Origin of the sequence: Mucilaginibacter sp. KACC 22773 (genome assembly GCF_028736215.1) — a bacterium.
Taxonomy (GTDB): Bacteria; Bacteroidota; Bacteroidia; order Sphingobacteriales; family Sphingobacteriaceae; genus Mucilaginibacter.
In genome coordinates, this window is sequence record NZ_CP117883.1 from 487,155 (window position 1) to 506,349 (window position 19,195).

The window sequence follows — 19,195 nt, forward strand, 5'->3', positions numbered from 1 at the left end:
GTTATTAAGGTATCGGCCAAAATCAAAATTAGGTTTATTTTGATGGGGATATTAACCTGTTTTGGCTAAACAATAATCCCGATTGTCATAATTAAGGCGGGCCGTATTTTTTTCCTGCCGGGCAACATATTGGGGGGCATTTTTAGGGGTGAAGCCTTAAAATGCGAAAACGGGCAAAGTATATTAGTGTGCGTTGCAAATGCTTTCGAGTTTGGTGCAAATTGCCGGCCGGCAACCTGCGGTAATTACATTACCCCCACCGTTTTGGGCGCAAAACCGAAGTGACGGGAAAAACTGGCCGAAAAACTGGCCGGGCTGCTGAAGCCCACCATATAAGCCACCTCAGATACGGTGGCAACGCGGCGCTGGAGAAGATTATGTGCGTATTGAAGGCGAATAATACGGATCAGTTCGCCCGGCGCCTGGCCGATAAGGCCCTTTAATTTGCGATGCAGCTGTGTGCGGCTGAGGCCTATGTCGCGGGCAAGTTGGTCGGCGCTGTAGCCCTCCTCATCCAGGTGGCTTTCTACCGCGTTGCGTACCCGGGCGATAAAGTCTTGCTCAATTGAGGGCATCGATAGTACATCGCTAAACCAGAGGTCGCGGCTGCTATAGTGTTCGCGCAATTGATTGCGCACATTGATCAGGTTTTCTATAAGGGCAAATAATTCGCGTTTATCAAAAGGTTTGCCCAGGTAGGCATCCGCACCGGTTTCGATACCCTGCACCTTACTGTCCATATCAGCTTTCGCTGTGAGGATGATGATGGGTATATGGCTGGTTTTTTCATCTTTTTTGAGTGTGGCGCTCACCTGGTAACCATCTTTTCGGGGCATCATCAAATCGGTAATAACAAGGTTGGGGATGTGCTCCAATGCTAAGGCAATGCCTGCATCCCCGTCGGCCGCGCTTATAACCCGGTATTTACCGGTAAGCGATTGCTGCATAAATTCCCTCAGCTCATCATGATCTTCGATGAGCAATACCAGTGGTTTGTCGGTGTCGACAACCGGCAGAGCACTGTCGTCCGCATTGGTGGAATATAATGCTTCACTGTACACGGTTTCTGCCAGCGGGCTCCCGCCAGCTTCGGCAACCTCGTAGGGCATGCGGATATTAATTTCTGTAAACAGCCCTTCCATGCTTTCTGCCCTTATCTGGCCTCCCATCAATTCTACCAGCTCCTTAGCTACGGCCAACCCTATGCCCGTACCTTCTGCCGATCGGGTATCTGAAGGGTCGGCCTGGTAAAACCGGCTAAAAATGTACGGCAGTTTTGAAGCAGGAATGCCGCGCCCGGTATCCCTTACTGTTATGCTCAAAACATTGCCAGGTGCACCGGTATCTTTTTGCAGCAGTACTTCTACCCGGCCATTGTCGGTAAACTTGATGGCATTTGAAAGTATATTGAGGATAATTTTATCCAGCTTGTCGCGGTCGCCCGATATCCAAAGCTTATCCCAGTCTGATGCAAAATGCAGCCTGATCCCCTTTTGCACAACCAATGATTCGTATGAGTGTATATGCATCCTGATAAGGGCCACAAAATCTAATGGTTCCCTGCTCACTTCCATTAAGCCGCTTTCCAGCTTACTCAGGTCAAGCAATTGATTGATAAGCCGGAGCAACCGCGCGGCGTTACTCAGGATGAGCCGTATGTATTTTGTGGCATCCGTGCCGGTGGCGACAGATAGCAGCTCATTGGCCGGATTGATAATAAGTGTTAGCGGTGTTTTAAACTCATGGGTTATATTGGTAAAAAAACGGGATTTAACTACATCCATTTCCCGCAGCTTATCAGCCTTTTCGCTAAGTTCGGCCGTACGTTGTTGCACAATTTCCTCAAGCCGTTTAGCTTCGGCTGCTATTCGTTCTCTTTTTTCGGTTTCCTGTGCAAGCGCCTGGGCAGATAGCTTTTCTACTTCGGCCAGTTTAGCTGCCAGGTTTTGGTTGGTGCGGGCAAAATCAAGCGCCAGGTAAAGTGACAGGCAAAGCGGCAGAATCAATTGGCCTATGCTCATTACAAACACCCGTACAGAATTGAGTTCATAGGTCCATAGATGAAACACATCGGCCCAGGCAAAAAAGTAAACCAGTACAACTGCTACCACGCCTGTAGCGATAAGCCATACACCCCGCTGCTTTTTTTTGATTAGATGGAATGCAGACCAAAAACCATCCATGATGCAAACAAAGAAAACCACAGAAAAATAATCGTCGTGTACATTGGCCCGTAAAATAAAATAATTTAAAAAGTACCCTATGAAATAAAGCATGTTCACGCCGGTTAATGCAACCACACGCCAACGTGGTACCCGGCCATAATCCAGCACATAAAGTAGCATCACGGCCCCCCACATCATCAAAACTTTGCATTCTTGTGTTAAAAAGTCGGCATAATACTGCACTAACGGAAAACTTGTAAAATAAAACAAGTAAATACATATGCTGTTAATACCCACCAATAGCACAAAAAGTGCATAGTATAAATTTAGTTTTTGCCTGGGATAAAAAAGGAACAACAAAAAATGTAAAACGCCCAATATAATTTCGGCAGCCGCGCACATGGGCACAAAGCTAAAAAGTTGCCTGCTGTGGGTAATGTGTTTTGAAAACGGTTCATAGTCGCCTATCAAAGCCTCAAACCCCAAAAAGTTGGCGTAAACGCCAAAATAATTGGAGTAATGCATGGTGATGAGATGGGGGCGTGTGTCATTGAACCACAGCGGGATAAGGTCTCTTGGGGCGCGTATAGCTTCCATTTGCTGCGCCGAATGGCCAACCTTACCATAGCCCCCTACTTGTTTTCCGTCGATAAATATTTCAGATGCCCCATCGTGATTGATGCGGAAGGAGAGTTTTTTGCCCACCAGGTTTGTGTCAACTTTTAGCCACAGGCCAAACCAGCCAAGCCCCTGCCACCCAGGTGGTGGATCAGATTTTCCGAAAGCAGTATAGTGCAACGCATTCCAGCCGTTGGTGCTGTTTAAGGACAGTTTCCCCTGGGGCAACTCTCCGGCATGAAAAAACCATAGGGAATCGCGAAGGGATACTTCGTGTAATGTTCCAAAACTGCTGCCGCGTATTACCACAGTATCCTGCCCGTATGCCCCGTTAGCGGCGCACAGCAACATACACCACAGCAGGGTGCGCCATAAAGGCTTGTTTAAAAACATATTTCCGATAATAGGCAGAAAATGAGAAATAATTCTTATCACTCAAAAATAATACTTTCGGGCCGGGAATCAAAGGCATTTTATAAACAGGCTGGTTTAACTGGTAGTTATTTTTTTTACCATGCCCTTTCTGTGGTGTTTTTATTGTACTGCCAGTGTCACAGCCTTTTGTTTAATCAATCATGTTTAATGTGATAATTCCAGCGTCCCCGGCAGGAGGTGTAGGCATGTTAATTTTGTATGTAATAATTTATTAACCAGGTATGGACATTGTTTGAATTGCCGCACAATAAATATTAATATTTATTTATTGCTTCCAATGAAAAAGATCAGGCAATATAACCTGTTACTGGCTTATCTTAGCTTAAAATAGCAGGCCTTCGCACAGATTTGGTTCAATAAAGTAAGTAAGATAGCTTTATCTTTAACCGCACATTTTTATCTGCGGGTTAATTTAAACAGTAGTTTGCTGTTTAACATGACTTTAAGGAATATTAAGCCAACATGTGATGACAACCCTTCTAAAGAAAAATATAAACACACACATCTCGTTTTCGGATGCCGAAATGGAGTCGTTCTGTGATTTGTTTCAACATAAAACCATCAAAAAGAAAAGCTTTTTATTACGTGGGGGCGAAGTTTGCAAATTTGAAGGCTTTGTTGTGAAAGGGCTTTTTCGCGTTTATCATATTGATAAAAATGGCTTCGAACAAATACTATATTTTGCAATGGAAGATTGGTGGATAACAGATATTGATAGCTTCACCAATGGTTTACCATCTCAACTTTATATTGAGGCGCTGGAGGATAGTGAAGTGCTTTTAATTTCTAAAAAGGATAAGGAATTTGCCTACATAAATTTGCCTAAAATAGAGAAGCTGTTCAGGGTGATGACCCAAAAAACACATGTTGCCTTACAACGCAGAATGATTGACAACCTGGGTAAAACCGCCGACCAGCTTTATCTTGACTTTATCGAAAAATATCCGGGCCTGTACCAGCGCCTTTCTAACCTGCAAATAGCTGCCTACCTGGGCATCAGCCACGAATTTTTGAGTAAAATAAGACGGAAAATTGCCGGTAAGAAATAAGCCGTATTTCATTTATTGAACTTGTTCAATGTTTTTGAGCTGTGGATGATAGCATCTTTACAGCATTATTAAAAACGATAAAATGAAACACATTCTTTCTGTAATATTCTTAACAATCTTAATTTCATTCAAAATGGACGTACAAGCACAAGGTTTCAAAACTATTGAAACAGGCAGTTTTAAATTCGAGGTATATAATGCATCAGAAAACAGTTTTGGGGTAGCATCAGTCATCGTATCAGGAAAAACAGACGCTGTTTTGATTGATGCGCAATTTACATTGGAAGATGCCGAAAAAGTAGCCGGCGAAATCAAAAAATCAGGTAAAAAACTAACAACTATTTATGTTTCCAATGGCGATCCTGATTTTTACTTTGGCCTGGAAGTATTCAAAAAGTATTTTCCCGAAGTTACCGTTTATGCAGCGGCTGCAACGGTTGAGCATATTAAAGCTACAGCACAAAAAAAATTAGAAGTGTGGGGCGAGCGGCTGGGCAAAGGCATTACATCCAACGTTGTTTTGCCACAGGTATTAAAAGGCAACAGCATCGAACTGGAAGGTGAGAAATTAGAAATTATCGGACTGGAAGAATTTCCTTCCAAAACCTTTGTCTGGATCCCGTCGGCCAAAGCGGTTGTGGGGGGCATCAACGTATTTGGAACAACTTTCCATCTTTGGATGGCCGATGCGCAAACAGCCGATGCCCGTAAACAATGGATAAATGTTTTAGATAAAATTGAAGCGCTACAGCCGGTTATTGTAGTTCCGGCCCACGCTAAATCTGAAAGTGCGTTTGACCTGAGCGCTGTGCAGCACACCAAAAGCTATATCCAGGTGTATGAAGAAGCTTTAAAAACCAACAAAACTTCCGAAACATTAATTGCCGCTTTAAAAGCCAAATATCCTGCCCTTACTTTCGACATTGCCTTGCAAATAGGCGCGAAAGTAAACACCGGCGAAATGAAATGGTAAAATCAGTATTCACATTTAGCCTGGCGGTGCCAAAAGCATCGCCAGGCTGTTTTTAAGCAAACATAAAATGACCAATCTGGAAATTATAAAAAGCACTTATGAAGGCAAAACTTCAAAAGAGAATGGAAAAAATTTAGCTATACACGTAGCAGAAAACCTTGCCTGGACAGAAGCCAAAGGCTTTCCCTATGCCGGAACTTATATTGGTTTGGCAAATGTTGAAAAAAACGTTTTCAGCCGTTTAGGAAGCGAATGGGTGGATTATAAGTTTACGCCCGAAGACTACGTGGCCAGCGAGGATAAGGTTGTTGCCTACGGCACTTATACCGGCACGTACAAAACTACCGGAAAATACTTTGAAGCAAGGGTAGCCCATGTTTGGAAATTAAAAGACGGGAAAATTACCGGTTTTGAACAATTTGTAGACAGCCAGCCTGTAAATAATGCCATGAGGTAACAAACTAACCATTCACGGTTATTCCAACTCTCAGGTAACTTACACCTAAGGCGGCCGAAAAGCCTCCGTAAAATATCCGGCTACAACAGTTATTTTGGCAGAGTACACCATGGTATCACCAGCCAATTACTTTGATCATAGCCTAAACCTGGCGGCTTACATAGATATCCGATTCACATTACTATTTCAACTGGCTACAGAATTTAGCCATCGATTTGGGTGTCATACTCCAGTCAGGCGCTTTAATGCTGCCCCATGCTTTAGGGTTATCATATAAGTTAAAGTAGCATACACCAAAAATATGCGGGTTGGCATTTATTGTTTTGGCGGCATTGGCAAGCCACTGGTCCTGAAAACTTTCCGGGCCTTTAACGCCAAACTCGGTTATAAATAAGGGTTTATCCAAAAATCTCATCCTGAAATATTTGCGGTTGAATATCGTGCTGAATGCTTCCTGCTTATCCGGATCGGTTATGTTTTTATCGGGTAGGCCATAAATGGCAATGCTTATATAATCAACCACATCGCTGCCGGGCCAAAAATCAGCCGAACCTCTGTCGCCCGCGGGGCCCCAAACTTTTTTTACATTTTTGCCTGGGCCGCCGTTAAACTGCATAAAATAGCGGTAGGCGGCAATGTAGGTAACCGGGTCCTGACTTTGCCATGCATAACGGTGAATCGGAATCTCCATTTCGTGCATCCACCGCAAATACACTGTTTGCCTGGTTGCCGAAATAATGCCGAATAATTTTTTAATCTGCTGGTCAAATGTGCCGTTCAATATCCTCTCCAATGTAAGGGTATCGGCTTTGTGGGCAGCATCTTTCCAGGGCTCCATAGTAACAATAACGTCATGGTGCCTGCCGGTAACCTCCAAAAATTTCTTTCCAAAATCGCCACGTTCTACTTCGCCCAAATCGGTAAATAAATGCTCTACACTAATAGCTTTTTGATTAAGCAATCGTTTATTCGGGTCAAACACACCAACCTGCAGCACTTTTCTGATCGGTTTGGCTTTGCAGCTATCGGTATAATTACTATCGGAGTATACCGTTTGGCGGTATTTGTTAATGTATGCCTTCTCTTCGGCCAGCCATGACGGCTGAAAAGCCCCCTTTGTAATATTCCACGCATCCACCATTAATACGGGCTTATTAATAAACCGAAGGCGGTGCAGCTTTTGCCTTATCATTTCCTGTGGCGTTTTGGCAAGCGGATAATAATTAACGCTGTATTCGGATGGGCTACCAAGGGTGATGCTTACATAATCAACGTATTTATTTCCGGGCCAGTATTCAGTATCACCGGGGTATCCGGATGGGGCCCACACCACCTTAGCTTTGGGTGCGTATTGCTTTAGCTTTTTTGCGAAGTAATTAAACGAGGTAATGTATGATGCGGGTGATTGGTATTGCCAGGGATAAAAATTGGTAGGTACTTCCATATCGGGATTCCAGCGGATGTATGCCTGGTGCGGTGCCCTTGAAATTATAGAGGCTAATTTAATTATCTGGCTATCAAATTTCCCTTTTTTAAGTTCTGTTAAAACGTTGGTATTATAGTTTACGCCTGATAGCCAGGTTTCTACAGTTAACATTACATCGTGCTTTGCCAGTTCCTTGTCAATGTCGCCTTTGTCTGTCCACTGCGCGGTATTTCGCCAAACAGCCTTATATGATGCTACGTTAGCCGGTTGTGAATCGCTGCCTGCGTTGTTAGCGTTGAAAACGGCAACCAAACGATCGTCTGCCGGGTAATAAATATTAAGATAATACGACCGGTACCAGGGGTTAAGCAGCCAAAGGGCCACAACAAGCAATACAATGCCCAAACCAATAAATAAATAACGTTTTGAACGGGTACTTTTCAAGGTTGTTAATTTTTAAGTGGCGTATTTAACGTAACATAATCGTCATTAACATTATTGCCGCTTACCGCTATCATGTATAAACGGTAACTGTTGCTGTTTGGCGGTATATTAACATACACAATGGCGCCTTCGCCAACCTTATTCATGTTTGTGGCGGTACCAAGTGCATCAATTTTAACCAGGTACCATTCAAAACGCAGGTCGGTTTTTAAATAGGCAGCAATATTCCATTTATTATAAGCGTATATCAATGCGCTGTAAGGCAATGATGCGCCGGCATTGGTTGTTAAAGCAGGTTTCAAAATCCTTACAGGCGGCAAATTATTAACAGGTTCGGTACCATGCCAGGTTGTACTTATTTGATGAACATAGGGTTTATTACGGCCCCATACATCTTTTAAGCCATCAAAAGTGGTAATTGAGCCACTTTGCTGATCCTGCCAGCTGGCATAAAAAATGCCTCCCCGCGGCCATATAACATCTTTTAAACTTTTTGGATTGGCATTGCTGATAAAGTATGGGGCGCCAATACCGGCGGTAACGTATTTTAACGATCTCTTATCGTCTATAATAAGTCCAAAGGCATCTATAGCCGGTATTTGCGCGTGCAGTAAATTTACAGTTGCGGCCAATGCCGGTACCGATAACACGTCAAAAGTTACAGGCCTGGCCGGATCGGCAAGCTTTATGTTGGTAACCAATTGCTTTAACCACTTAATATAGTGGTATTGCGCATAATATAATTGGGGTGCGCGGTAAAACCGGTTTAATTGCTGATAGCTGCTATTGCTCAAATTCCAGGCGGTAATGCTGGCGTTATCTTTATTTTTGGTTACCGTTTTTAAAATAAGCCTGGCTATGTCATTTAAATTATTGGTATCGTCAATAAAGTTCTGGGCGTCGGGTATCCAAAAGCCGTAATGAATTTTAAGCCCCTGTTGCGCGGCAGCATCAAAAGTAGAGCGATCGTAAATATTAGGCCCGTATATCTTTACAGTGTTTATGCCGGCCTTATGTATTTCTTCAAAATCATCGACGATTATTTTTTTTGTGAGTGGCGATATGTTTTTATACCAATAGTATCCTTTAGTATAAATAACACCCTTAACGTCTGTGAAAAAATGCGGGTTTAACAACAAGTTTTTAACTTCAGCAAGCTTATTTTTTTCAGTTTTAGCGCTATCAGCAGGTAACAGTGCAGGCCTCGTTACCGGCGCATATAATTTGTTTTGATCAACAATTTGCCATAGGCCCGCAGTATCAGTGGTGCTATTTTTTATAATGGAGTTTTCGCCGTTGTGCAGTCCTCCGTAGCCGGCACCGCCATTATCCGCCGCATTGTCTGCATTCTCGTTTGAAACATAAACGCTTATGCAAATAACAAGTACTGTAAGTATCAGGCTAACTTTTCTTACCCCGGTGTAAACTTTCCTTCTTAGTAACCAAAAATATTTTTTGCCTGTTTTTAGGTTACTTGCTATATTGAACATGGTGCTATGATTGCCCAAATACATTTGTAGCTTGAGCTCAGAACTGGCAATAAGCATAAATACCATAAACATGCAATTAAGCAAAGCAATCGCCGACATGAAAAAGGTAAAAGGGCTCCAGTCGGTATAAAGCCCGTAAACGATAGCAGCCAATGAAACCACCAGCACCACGATGTTGGGCAGGTTGTTTTTTAGATTTTTCTCATCTTTTACATCCTTTGGAGTAGGAATATACGGCACATTTTTACGAATAATGGTATAAACAAAACCCAATATAAAAATCCACCAGGTTCCAATAAGTAAAAGTCCGCCAACTGCATGAAATCCCCTTTCGTTATCCTCCATTACCCACTCCTGTACAAAGTGCCGTATTAAAACAACCGAAGTAATAAACGGGACGCTGATAACCAAAAAATCCGAAAAATCAATTTTTAACGGATAGACATTCATAAACAGCGACAATACCGGGATTAAAAAATTGATCAGGAAAATAAAGCCTGATAAATAAAAAAGTGGCAACAACCCGTAATGAATTTTTTGCCGCCAGGTAAACTTCGTAAACAGCTTAACGTAGGAAGTAACCAAAAGCTCGAACACCCCGCGCGACCATTTTATTTGCTGCTTGTAATAGGCCGATAATGTAGCAGGCACCAGGCCGCGGGCCAGTACCTGCGGCACGTAAACAGATTTCCATTGTTTGGCGTGTAGCTGCATAGCGGTATGCATATCCTCGGCCAGCCCCGCGGCGTGCCCGCCAATTGACTCCAGCGCGGTACGCCTGAAGGTACAGTTGGCTCCGATAGCCTGTGCAGTACCATAGCTGTTCATACACATCATCATGGGGCCGTAAAAATGGTAGGTTTGCTGTGCAGCGCCCTTTGCTATCCAGCCAATATGTTGGTTATAATATGCCTGCACTACCTGTACGTACCCTATTTCGGGATTATCGAAATGTGATACAATAGGATCAAGAAATTCAGGAAAAGGCACATGGTCAGGGTCAAGTACCAGGCACAATTCTCCGGACGATTGCGCCAAAGCATTGTTAATATTGCCCGCTTTGGCATTTGTTTTTTTTACTCGGGTAACATGGTGCACCCCCAGTTGCTCGCAAACCTCTTTCAGATACGGGTCGTTGGCTTCATCGCATAAATAGGTTTCATGGGGATAGGTTATATTTTGTATAGCAGTAAGGGTTTCTAAAATCATTTCGTAAGGTTCACCCGCGCAAAATGTTGTAAAAATATCCACCGTGTATTGTTTGGTAACCGGCGGCGTAGCCGGTACGCTGATAGACCAATAGTGGTACCACTCATAAATTACTTTAAAAAAGGTATAAACAAAGGTTACAATAAGCAACCAGTAAAGGGGCTTATAACCAATAACCGATTCGTGAAGTAAGCTATACATGAAAAAAAACATGCAGGCCAGCCCTATCACAATCATCAGCCTTAAATTAAGCAGTTGCTTTTTTGAAGGTGGTTTTATATTACTATTATTCATGGATTATACAGCACGTAAAAAGGGACATTAGCAGTGGCGAAATAGCCGTTATTGTTATATACATACACGTATAAGCGGTATGGGCCTTCGGTTTCCGGTACTTTAAATTTCATTATAGGCCCATTATTTTCGGTAACTGCGTTTTTGATATCCTTTAACGGCTTATCGTTAAAAATACCATTTGGCTTAAACCAATCCTCGGCAAACAGCTGCCACTTATAGGTAAGTTTGGCTGTACCGGGTTCATTCATATAGGCAATTGCAAAAGAAGTGGTTTTAGGGCTAAGCAAAATGTTATCGCGCCCGCCTTTATTCTCCACCAGCATGTATTTTATATCAGGCGCCTTGACGGGCGGCTTTTTTCCTGTCCATAAATATTGCATGGTGTTTACTATTTCGGTTTGGCCTCCATGATCATCAAAAAGGCTGAACCAGGTTGGTGTAAGTTCCTGCTTTTGCCCCCAATAAAAGACCATCGAACCTAAAAACCTTGGATCATTCACCGGCATATAGTTACGGTAGGTGGCTAAATATTGCTCGGCTTTTTTTGTGCTGGCATCTTCTACATAGGCGCCCCATGCATTTTGCTTGGCTGCTACCCAGGGCCCTTCGATAGACCATTCGGCTATTAAAAACGGCCCGCTCCAAAGCCATTTAAAATCCTGCAGATCCTGCTTTAAGGTTTGTATCGAGCCAAAAATATTGAAAGAGATAAAATCGATATTGGTACGATACCTTATATTGAAAATGTTTTCTTTTTGAAAGGTCATAACCGTTGTAGTAACCGGGTGCTGCGGGTCGTTCTGGTGAATGATATCAACCAGGTTGTTAAAAACAGTATAAAACCGGTTAAACCGGGGCCTGAAGGGGAATGTGAGCTCGTTACCCAGGCACCAGCATAAAAGGGCAGGGTGGTTTTTATATTTATTAATTACAGCGGTAATTTCTTTCGTAAAAACGGCAGCCTGCGGGGTATTGTAAAACTCATCCATCCTTAGGCTTGGCGGCATGGGCAAGCCCACTATTACCGCTAAATTGTTTGCCTGTGCTGAGTCTAAAATATTAGCCAGGTTCACAGTATCCCAAACCCTTATGGTATTGCCGCCTGCTTCTTTTAAACGTTTAAGATTGGTATAGCCAGCCGCACCTTTTACCAAAAAAGACTGGCCTTGGCGGTATAAAGTATACTTGCCGTTTTCATTTTTAATGTAAACTGTTTTGCCGGCGTTATCAGCAGGTTGCGCTTTATTACAGCCAAAGGAAAAAAAGCAGGATAATAAAATTAAATGAATGACGACTAATCTGAAAGAGTAAAATATCATAAATTTTAGGCCAATTCGCTCACAAATGGAGTTTTGGTTAGTGTTTAAGGTTGATTTTAGACGCTACATTCTTGAAACTAAACATACGGCTTTTTACGGAATTTAAACGTTTTATGTTGTGATTGGGTTTTGCCGGGCTAATTGTTATAAAAAACTAAATAATTGCTGGTTTAATACAACAACCAATTTTTGATTTAAACAAGGCACCCCTAAGTGGTTATTCCGAAATAAATCGCCCGGTTTTCATCTAAAATAGCTTAATTTTAAACATGATTTTCGTCCTCAATAAAACCAACACTATTGCCAACCAGTTTTTGGCCGAATTGCGCGATGCCGAAATACAGCAGGACAAAGCCCGCTTTAGGCGTAACCAGGAAAAACTGGGCCAAATTTTAGCTTATGAAATCAGCAAAACCCTGCACTATGAAACTAAAGAGATACAAACACCCTTAGGCATAGCCAACGTCAATACCCCTGCCGACCAGCCTGTGTTGGGTACCATCCTGAGGGCCGGGCTGCCATTTCATCAAGGTTTTATGCATTACTTTGACCAATCCGAGTCGGCATTTATAACCGCTTACCGCAAGGTAAAAAGGGGAGGCTCGTTCCTGATCCAGGTAGACCATATCTCGACCCCGAACCTTGACGACAAAATCCTGATCCTGTGCGATACCATGCTGGCTACCGGCCAAAGCCTGGTATCTGTTTGCAAGGAGCTGATGGCACAATATAACATTAAAGAGCTGCACATAGCCGCCGTAATTGCCAGCACCGTAGGCATAGCTCATGTACGCGCCAACCTGCCTAAAGCCAAACTATGGGTGTGTGCTATTGACGAGGAAATGACCAGTAAAGCCTATATTGTGCCCGGCCTTGGCGATGCGGGCGATTTGGCATTTGGCGAGAAGGTGTAGAAGGGATTTCGGAACTGGAATTTTCGATGTCGGATTTAACGGATTTTGGAATAGTTTGCAGATACTAATTGCGGATTAAAAAGGTTTATAAAACAGGCAATTAATCCGGCTTTTGATGATACTGCATTTTTCTGAGCAAATAATAAATAATCTTTTAGTGCCGTCATTTTCTTTGACAAAAGGCGAAATCGTAATTATTCAGATTCCGGAGGGAGCCCTTTTTTATCCTCTTAAGCAGCAAATAGTGGAAGTGCTTACTGGTAAGGTTGTCAATGATAGTATTGAAATTGTTTCGCCGCTGAAATTTGTTGCAGATTTTAAGGAGTCTTATTTTCGATACCGCTTCTTTCCTACTACAATTGATAGCCTTCACAATAAGAATGCTAATAGGGCCAATCCAGCTTATCAAAATATCTATAAAACAGAAGGGCTTACTCAGCAAACTAAGCTAAAAACGGTAGACAATACTTTAAGAAGGCTCATTTCGCTTTATACTACATTATCGTGGACAAATAATATTGTTTTTGATTTGGCAGGCATTGGCCCTAAGGGAGGGCAGGATATTTATGGAATTGTTAAAGCGATGGTAAATTCTGGTGGTGCCGCCATATTGATAGATCACTGTGACGAATTTAAAAATGATTGCACAACGTTTATTAAGGCCAGATATCTTAATAGTGTTTAATGGCCAGAAAAGGAGCAACAAATTACAGGTCTGACAATAATATGTATTTATTCCAATTCCAGGCCCGGTAGCCGGATTTTTTCAATCTCCATAAAATACATCCGCATTTTTTATAAATTAGTCTGTAGTTTAAATATTGTACAAATGCTGGACGATTTTCCGTTTTATTTATGCCTGGTTATTGTGATATTATTACTAATCATGCTGAGCAGGAAAATAAAAGTTGCCTATCCTGTTTTGCTGGTATTAGCCGGATTGGGGATTAGTTTTATCCCGGGCCTGCCTACATTGCATATCGAATCGGAACTGATCTTTATTTTGTTTTTACCTCCGCTGTTATATGACGCGGCATGGCATATTTCATGGAAAGAGCTTTGGCACTGGCGACGGATTATCGGAAGTTTTGCCTTCCTGGTTGTGTTTTTTACAGCGTTGGCGGTTGCATTGGTTGTTAATCATTTTATTCCCGGCTTTACGCTGGCCCTGGGTTTTTTATTGGGCGCAATAGTGTCGCCGCCGGACGCGGTAAGCGTAGGCGCTATTTTAAAATTTGTAAAAGTACCCAAACGGCTATCTTATGTTTTGGAGGGCGAAAGCCTATTAAATGATGCGTCCTCGCTCATTATTTTCCGCTTTGCGCTGATAGCTGTAGCAACAGGCAGTTTTGTTTGGCACCAGGCTGCTTTAAGCTTTGTGTGGATGCTGGCGGGCGGTATAGGCATCGGCCTTATTGTTGGCTACGCATTTATGAAAACGCATAAATACCTGCCAACAGATACCAATACAGATATTGCATTATCGCTGTTAACGCCGTATATCATGTATATAGCTGCCGAGGCCGTGCATAGTTCGGGCGTGCTGGCTGTGGTGAGTGGCGGCCTGCTGCTATCCAACTACCGGCTACGTTACCTGAGCAGCAGTTCAAGGCTGGGTGGTTTAAACGTTTGGGACAGCCTTAGCTTTGTGCTCAACGGTTTGGTGTTTATGATCATAGGGCTCGATCTGCCCCAAATTACGGCCGGGCTCGAAAGTGTGTCTATTGCTACAGCTATTGGTTACGGTTTATTGGTAACCGGGGTTTTAATTGCCGGGCGCATTTTATCAGCCTTTTCCGCAGTGCTGGTTACCCTGGTAGCCCGGAATTTTATAACTGTTGCCGATAGTAGAAATCCTGGCTTTAAGCTTCCTTTTTTGATTGGCTGGTCGGGTATGCGTGGCGTAGTGTCATTGGCATCCGCTTTATCAATACCGGTTTACATGGCCAACGGATCGGCTTTTCCGCAGCGGAACCTTATTTTGTTCATCACATTTGTAGTCATCTTAACCACCTTATTGCTGCAGGGTCTAACGTTGCCTTACCTGATCAGGAAACTAAATTTAACCGATCCCGATGAAGTGGCGCCCGATGAGGAAGTTTATAACGATATCAGGAAACAATTAAACCAGCATGCGCTGCTATATTTAAATTCAAACTGCTGCGAGCAAGTGAGCAGGCAGCCAATGCTTCAGCAAATGGCGCTTAAGTGGCAAAATAACGATCAATTAGCCGATGGTTTATTGATGACCGAAGAATCTAAATCCGTTTACCGCGATGTGCTGGACCTGCAAAGGAAATGGCTGATAAACAAGAACAAGGAAGATGTGAATATTGACGAAGAGATTATCCGGCGGCACCTCTTGTACCTTGACCTGGAAGAAGAAAAACTGCAATTTATTTAGGTCGGTTTTTCTATCATAACATAATCCCCGCTTAGCCCATTCATGGGCGATTGTTTGAATATTGTAACTTTTGGTTTGAATATTGTAACCCCTAACGTGTTCAATTGCTTAGCTTTATAGTATATTTCAACTTACTTCCAAATTAACCGATTATGGATAGTTTAACTATTACTATTAACGGAAAGCAGCAACAGGTGAATGCCGATCCTAACATGCCCCTGCTCTGGGTCATTCGTGATCTGTTAGGGCTCACCGGTACCAAATTTGGCTGTGGCGTAGCACAATGCGGCGCGTGTACTGTTCACCTGAATGGTGAAGCCGTACGTTCCTGTGTAACCAAAGTGAGCCGTGCGGCAGGCCAGCAGATAACCACCATCGAGGGACTTTCGAAGGGCAACGACCACCCTTTGCAAATAGCATGGGCCCAACTGGATGTACCGCAATGCGGCTACTGCCAATCGGGGCAATTAATGTCGGCAGCGGTATTGCTGAGAGAAAATGGTAATCCGACCGATCAGGACATCGACGACGCTATGTCGGGCAATATCTGCCGCTGTGGTACCTATCCGCGTATTAGGGCCGCCATACATAAAGCTGCTCAAATGCAGCGGGAAGGAGTAAAATCATGAACCGTCGCGCATTTTTACAATCGGGTACTATTCTGGGCGGAGGATTGCTTATTTCTTTTACCATTCCACAAGCCAATAAGCTGGCAGCGATGGTCAAAACAACGGCCGACGCGGGTTTTGCACCCAATGCTTTTTTAAATATTGCAACCGATAACACCATAACCGTATACCTAAGCCATGTGGAAATGGGCCAGGGTATATGGACAACGCTGCCAATGTTACTGGCCGACGAACTGGATGTAGACCTGGGTCAGGTAACTGTAAAACACAGTGGTGTTGGCAAGGCATATAATCATACGGTATATGGTATCCAGATAACCGGTGGCTCCAGCTCTACCTGGTCGGAGTTTGACAGGTACCGTAATGCAGGCGCAACCGCCCGGATGTTGTTAACACAAGCGGCTGCCAAACGATCTGGCGTTGCGGTTGAAAACTGTAAAACCGAGAATGGACATGTTATTGCTGCCGGCAAAAAATACACCTACGGCGAACTGGCGGCAGAAGCTGCACTTTTGCAGGTACCCCAGCAGGTACCCTTACGGCCCAAAAAAGACTGGAAATACATAGGCAAAGGCGCCGGCCGTATGGATGCTATTGTAAAAACCAATGGTGAAGCCAAATTTGGCCTTGATATCCAGTTCCCGGGCTTATTAACCGCGGTTGTGGCGCACGCGCCGGTTTTTGGCGGTAAAGTGAAATCGTTTGATGCCGGCAAAGCGATGGCGATACCCGGCGTAGTACAGGTAGTACAAATTCCAACAGGCGTTGCCGTAATTGCCAATCATTTTTGGGCGGCGCAGCAGGGGCGCAAAGCCTTGCAGGTAAACTGGGATAATGGAGCCGGTGCAGATTTATTTACAACCAAACAAACAGAAGCATACAAAAAGCTGGCAGCTACCAACGGGTTGGTGGCCCAACAAAAAGGAGATGCCGCGGCTGGCTTAATCAAAGCAAATAAAGTAATTTCGGCACAATACGTGTTTCCGTACCTGGCGCATGCTCCTATGGAACCCATGAATTGCACCGTAAACCTGCAAAAAGATAGCTGCGAAATATGGACCGGCACGCAGTTACCGGGCGTTGACCAGTTAGCAGCGGCCAAAATACTGGGCATGAAGCCCGAACAGGTAACAATGAATGTTGCTTTCCTGGGTGGCGGCTTTGGCCGCCGGGCTACGCCAACTTCCGACTTTGTTTCTGAAGCTGTTCATATTGCCAAAGCCAGCGGTAAGCCGGTAAAAATGGTGTGGACACGTGAAGATGATATGAAAGGCGGCTATTACCGCGGGGCTTGTGTGCACGATGTTTCGGTGGGATTGAATGAGCAGGGGCTGCCTATAGCCTGGAGGCATAATATAGCGGGGCAATCTATTATGGCAGGTGCTCCAATGTTTGGCCCCCCTCCGGCTGTTGATGATACCTCTGTAGAGGGCGTAAAAGGTTCACCTTATCTTACTAAAGTACCTGACCATTTTATAGGGCTGCATACCACCAAAGAGGTAGTGCCTATCCTGTGGTTCCGTTCTGTAGGAAATACCCACACCGGCTACGTAATGGAAGCCATGCTTGACGAACTGGCACATGCTGCCGGCCGCGACGCGGTAGATTACCGCCGGGCGCTGCTTAAAGATCATCCACGCCACCTGGCGGCGCTCAATTTGGTTGCCGATAAAGGCGGTTGGGAAAAACCGGCACCCCAGGGACGGCATAAAGGCGTTGCGGTACACGAAGCTTTTGGCAGCTATGTAGCCATTATTGCCGAGGTTAGTATTAATAATGGCCAGGTGCGTGTGCATAAAATTGATTGCGCTATAGATTGTGGTTTGGCCGTTAACCCCGATGGGGTGAAAGCGCAGATGGAGAGTGGTATCATCTTTGGCCTCACCATGGCCTTATATGGCGAAATAACGCTGGAAAACGGCAAAGTACAGCAAAGTAATTTTTATGATTACCGCATTGCCCGGATGAACGAGTCGCCGGAAATTAACGTGTTTATTGCCGATAGCAACGAGAAAATGGGAGGTGCCGGCGAGTGCGCAGTGCCGCCAACGGCGCCTGCTATTGTCAACGCTATTTTTGCTGCTACTGGTAAACGGATATATAATTTGCCTATCATGAACCATAAATTAACCCAGGCATGAAAAAACTAATTTTCATCAGCATTACTTTATTTATCGCAGGCTCAATAGTATTATCCTTTAAGGCCGATGATGCTAAACTGGTCAGCAAGCCGGTGGTTATCAAAGATAGCGTTGCCTCTGTTAAAGCCTTTAAGCAGGTATATGCCGTATTAACGAGCGCTCGCTGCATGAATTGCCATCCCTCGGGAAACATTCCGCTACAGGGCGATGATAATCATCTGCACACCATGTCGCCCCAAAGGGGAGTTGATGGTAAGGGCGTTTATGCCATGAAATGTTCTAATTGTCATCAGTCAACCAATACACCCGGGCTGCATACGCCGCCGGGCAATCCCAACTGGCATTTACCACCGGCAGATATGAAAATGGTTTTCCAGGGCAGAACGCCGCGCCAACTGGCTAAACAACTTATAAACCCCAGGCAAAACGGCCATAAAGACCTGAAAAAACTGATTGCCCATGCTGATGATGGCTTAGTACTATCTGGCTGGAACCCCGGCGAGGGCCGTACGTTGCCGCCTATGAGCCATGCTGCATTCAAAAAAGCGTGGATAACATGGCTTACAACAGGCGCTTACGCTCCTGCTAAATAACTTATATTTAATTTAACAATTGCCTGTGTTGATGCAATCATCAGCATGGGCAATATCATTAAGCAGCAATAACCCTCATTGCCAAATTTAATCGTCTTTTTCTGAATTAGATAATAGCACCAGAAACCGGCCGTAGTTTTGGTTAAATAATTAGGCACAATTAAATACCAGGGTTACAATGTCTAATTTATAAGCGTGAAGCCATATCCCCGGTGCCGCGCATTATCTGATATTATGTGTACACCTGTTTTGCCGGGCTTAATAGCATTAGGGGAACTGCCTTGGGTATCAACCATAGTTATCATGGTTTTTTAGCAGTTAAATAGGGATATGATTGCTTTTGCAGTACTAAATATATCGCCTTGCAATTTCTTTTGCCGAAATTTAGCGCGACTATGTTTAAACTGCTTGTAAATTAAATAATTAGCAAGTTAAATAAAGGCATGCGTTTAATGTTATATGAAACTATTTGGCATGAAAAACGTATAAACAGAAACCAAACAATCTTAAAATAATCTTTTGGGCTATTGGGGTTGGTGATAAATATTAAACGATGGGGTGATCAATAACAAATGAGAATATGCCGGACGGTAGAATTGCTGAGATTAAATTTCCGAACCGAATTAATAATC

General features: G+C 43.7%; 13 protein-coding genes. 9 read left to right on the forward strand and 4 right to left on the reverse strand.

The window, feature by feature from the left end; genetic code table 11:
- Nucleotides 1–245 precede the first annotated feature (245 nt).
- On the reverse strand, nucleotides 246–3,176 hold the full coding sequence (locus PQ469_RS02090; protein ID WP_274211505.1) for an ATP-binding protein: 2,931 nt from the start codon (nucleotides 3,174–3,176) through the stop codon (nucleotides 246–248).
- A 509-nt stretch (nucleotides 3,177–3,685) separates the two neighbouring features.
- On the opposite strand from PQ469_RS02090, the gene PQ469_RS02095 reads away from it, so the two are divergent.
- The 3 genes from PQ469_RS02095 (at nucleotide 3,686) to PQ469_RS02105 (ending at nucleotide 5,697) form a co-directional block, all read left to right on the forward strand.
- Complete coding sequence (locus PQ469_RS02095; protein WP_274211506.1) at nucleotides 3,686–4,267, forward strand: Crp/Fnr family transcriptional regulator; 582 nt, start codon at nucleotides 3,686–3,688, stop codon at nucleotides 4,265–4,267.
- Between the two features lie 133 nt (nucleotides 4,268–4,400).
- Nucleotides 4,401–5,240, forward strand: coding sequence for an MBL fold metallo-hydrolase (locus tag PQ469_RS02100; RefSeq protein ID WP_274211507.1), 840 nt, complete (start codon nucleotides 4,401–4,403; stop codon nucleotides 5,238–5,240).
- 67 nt (nucleotides 5,241–5,307) lie between these two features.
- The gene (locus PQ469_RS02105; RefSeq protein ID WP_274211508.1) at nucleotides 5,308–5,697 is read left to right on the forward strand and encodes a nuclear transport factor 2 family protein; all 390 of its coding nucleotides are present in this window, start codon (nucleotides 5,308–5,310) and stop codon (nucleotides 5,695–5,697) included.
- Between the two features lie 181 nt (nucleotides 5,698–5,878).
- Here the strand turns inward: PQ469_RS02105 and PQ469_RS02110 are convergent, their stop codons facing one another.
- From PQ469_RS02110 to PQ469_RS02120, 3 genes are read right to left on the reverse strand one after another with little or no spacing between them, the layout of a single operon-like run.
- Nucleotides 5,879–7,567, reverse strand: a complete 1,689-nt coding sequence (locus PQ469_RS02110; protein ID WP_274211509.1) for a glycoside hydrolase family 26 protein — start codon at nucleotides 7,565–7,567, stop codon at nucleotides 5,879–5,881.
- A 5-nt stretch (nucleotides 7,568–7,572) separates the two neighbouring features.
- Nucleotides 7,573–10,560 carry a glycosyltransferase family 2 protein gene (locus tag PQ469_RS02115; protein WP_274211510.1) on the reverse strand — a complete coding sequence of 996 codons (2,988 nt, stop codon included), beginning with the start codon at nucleotides 10,558–10,560 and terminating at the stop codon, nucleotides 7,573–7,575.
- Nucleotides 10,557–11,882, reverse strand: coding sequence for a glycoside hydrolase family 2 TIM barrel-domain containing protein (locus tag PQ469_RS02120; RefSeq protein ID WP_274211511.1), 1,326 nt, complete (start codon nucleotides 11,880–11,882; stop codon nucleotides 10,557–10,559). The genes PQ469_RS02115 and PQ469_RS02120 overlap by 4 nt, the downstream gene beginning before the upstream one ends.
- A gap of 269 nt (nucleotides 11,883–12,151) precedes the next feature.
- Here PQ469_RS02120 and upp point away from each other — a divergent pair, with 269 nt between their 5' ends.
- The 6 genes from upp (at nucleotide 12,152) to PQ469_RS02150 (ending at nucleotide 18,563) form a co-directional block, all read left to right on the forward strand.
- Nucleotides 12,152–12,796: a uracil phosphoribosyltransferase gene (gene upp, locus PQ469_RS02125; RefSeq protein ID WP_274211512.1), complete on the forward strand. Its 645-nt coding sequence runs from the start codon at nucleotides 12,152–12,154 to the stop codon at nucleotides 12,794–12,796.
- 115 nt (nucleotides 12,797–12,911) lie between these two features.
- A complete protein-coding gene (locus tag PQ469_RS02130; RefSeq protein WP_274211513.1) occupies nucleotides 12,912–13,481 on the forward strand; it encodes a hypothetical protein in 570 nt (189 codons plus the stop codon).
- A gap of 144 nt (nucleotides 13,482–13,625) precedes the next feature.
- The gene (locus PQ469_RS02135) at nucleotides 13,626–15,200 is read left to right on the forward strand and encodes a Na+/H+ antiporter (RefSeq protein ID WP_274211514.1); all 1,575 of its coding nucleotides are present in this window, start codon (nucleotides 13,626–13,628) and stop codon (nucleotides 15,198–15,200) included.
- Between the two features lie 152 nt (nucleotides 15,201–15,352).
- Nucleotides 15,353–15,829: a (2Fe-2S)-binding protein gene (locus PQ469_RS02140; RefSeq protein ID WP_274211515.1), complete on the forward strand. Its 477-nt coding sequence runs from the start codon at nucleotides 15,353–15,355 to the stop codon at nucleotides 15,827–15,829.
- Nucleotides 15,826–17,970 (forward strand): xanthine dehydrogenase family protein molybdopterin-binding subunit, encoded by a 2,145-nt coding sequence (locus PQ469_RS02145; RefSeq protein ID WP_274211516.1) that lies wholly within the window; start codon nucleotides 15,826–15,828, stop codon nucleotides 17,968–17,970. Before PQ469_RS02140 ends, PQ469_RS02145 begins: the two co-directional genes overlap by 4 nt.
- The gene (locus tag PQ469_RS02150) at nucleotides 17,967–18,563 is read left to right on the forward strand and encodes a hypothetical protein (protein WP_274211517.1); all 597 of its coding nucleotides are present in this window, start codon (nucleotides 17,967–17,969) and stop codon (nucleotides 18,561–18,563) included. Before PQ469_RS02145 ends, PQ469_RS02150 begins: the two co-directional genes overlap by 4 nt.
- The last annotated feature ends 632 nt before the right edge of the window (nucleotides 18,564–19,195 follow it).

Bases quoted from the DNA above. Each gene is read 5' to 3' on its own strand.
- PQ469_RS02115 (WP_274211510.1), bottom strand. From the start codon at position 10,560: ATGAATAATAGTAATATAAAACCACCTTCAAAAAAGCAACTGCTTAAT.
- PQ469_RS02145 (WP_274211516.1), top strand. From the start codon at position 15,826: ATGAACCGTCGCGCATTTTTACAATCGGGTACTATTCTGGGCGGAGGA.
- PQ469_RS02105 (WP_274211508.1), top strand. From the start codon at position 5,308: ATGACCAATCTGGAAATTATAAAAAGCACTTATGAAGGCAAAACTTCA.
- PQ469_RS02135 (WP_274211514.1), top strand. From the start codon at position 13,626: ATGCTGGACGATTTTCCGTTTTATTTATGCCTGGTTATTGTGATATTA.
- PQ469_RS02130 (WP_274211513.1), top strand. From the start codon at position 12,912: ATGATACTGCATTTTTCTGAGCAAATAATAAATAATCTTTTAGTGCCG.
- PQ469_RS02095 (WP_274211506.1), top strand. From the start codon at position 3,686: ATGACAACCCTTCTAAAGAAAAATATAAACACACACATCTCGTTTTCG.
- PQ469_RS02100 (WP_274211507.1), top strand. From the start codon at position 4,401: ATGGACGTACAAGCACAAGGTTTCAAAACTATTGAAACAGGCAGTTTT.
- upp (WP_274211512.1), top strand. From the start codon at position 12,152: ATGATTTTCGTCCTCAATAAAACCAACACTATTGCCAACCAGTTTTTG.
- PQ469_RS02140 (WP_274211515.1), top strand. From the start codon at position 15,353: ATGGATAGTTTAACTATTACTATTAACGGAAAGCAGCAACAGGTGAAT.
- PQ469_RS02090 (WP_274211505.1), bottom strand. From the start codon at position 3,176: ATGTTTTTAAACAAGCCTTTATGGCGCACCCTGCTGTGGTGTATGTTG.
- PQ469_RS02120 (WP_274211511.1), bottom strand. From the start codon at position 11,882: ATGATATTTTACTCTTTCAGATTAGTCGTCATTCATTTAATTTTATTA.
- PQ469_RS02150 (WP_274211517.1), top strand. From the start codon at position 17,967: ATGAAAAAACTAATTTTCATCAGCATTACTTTATTTATCGCAGGCTCA.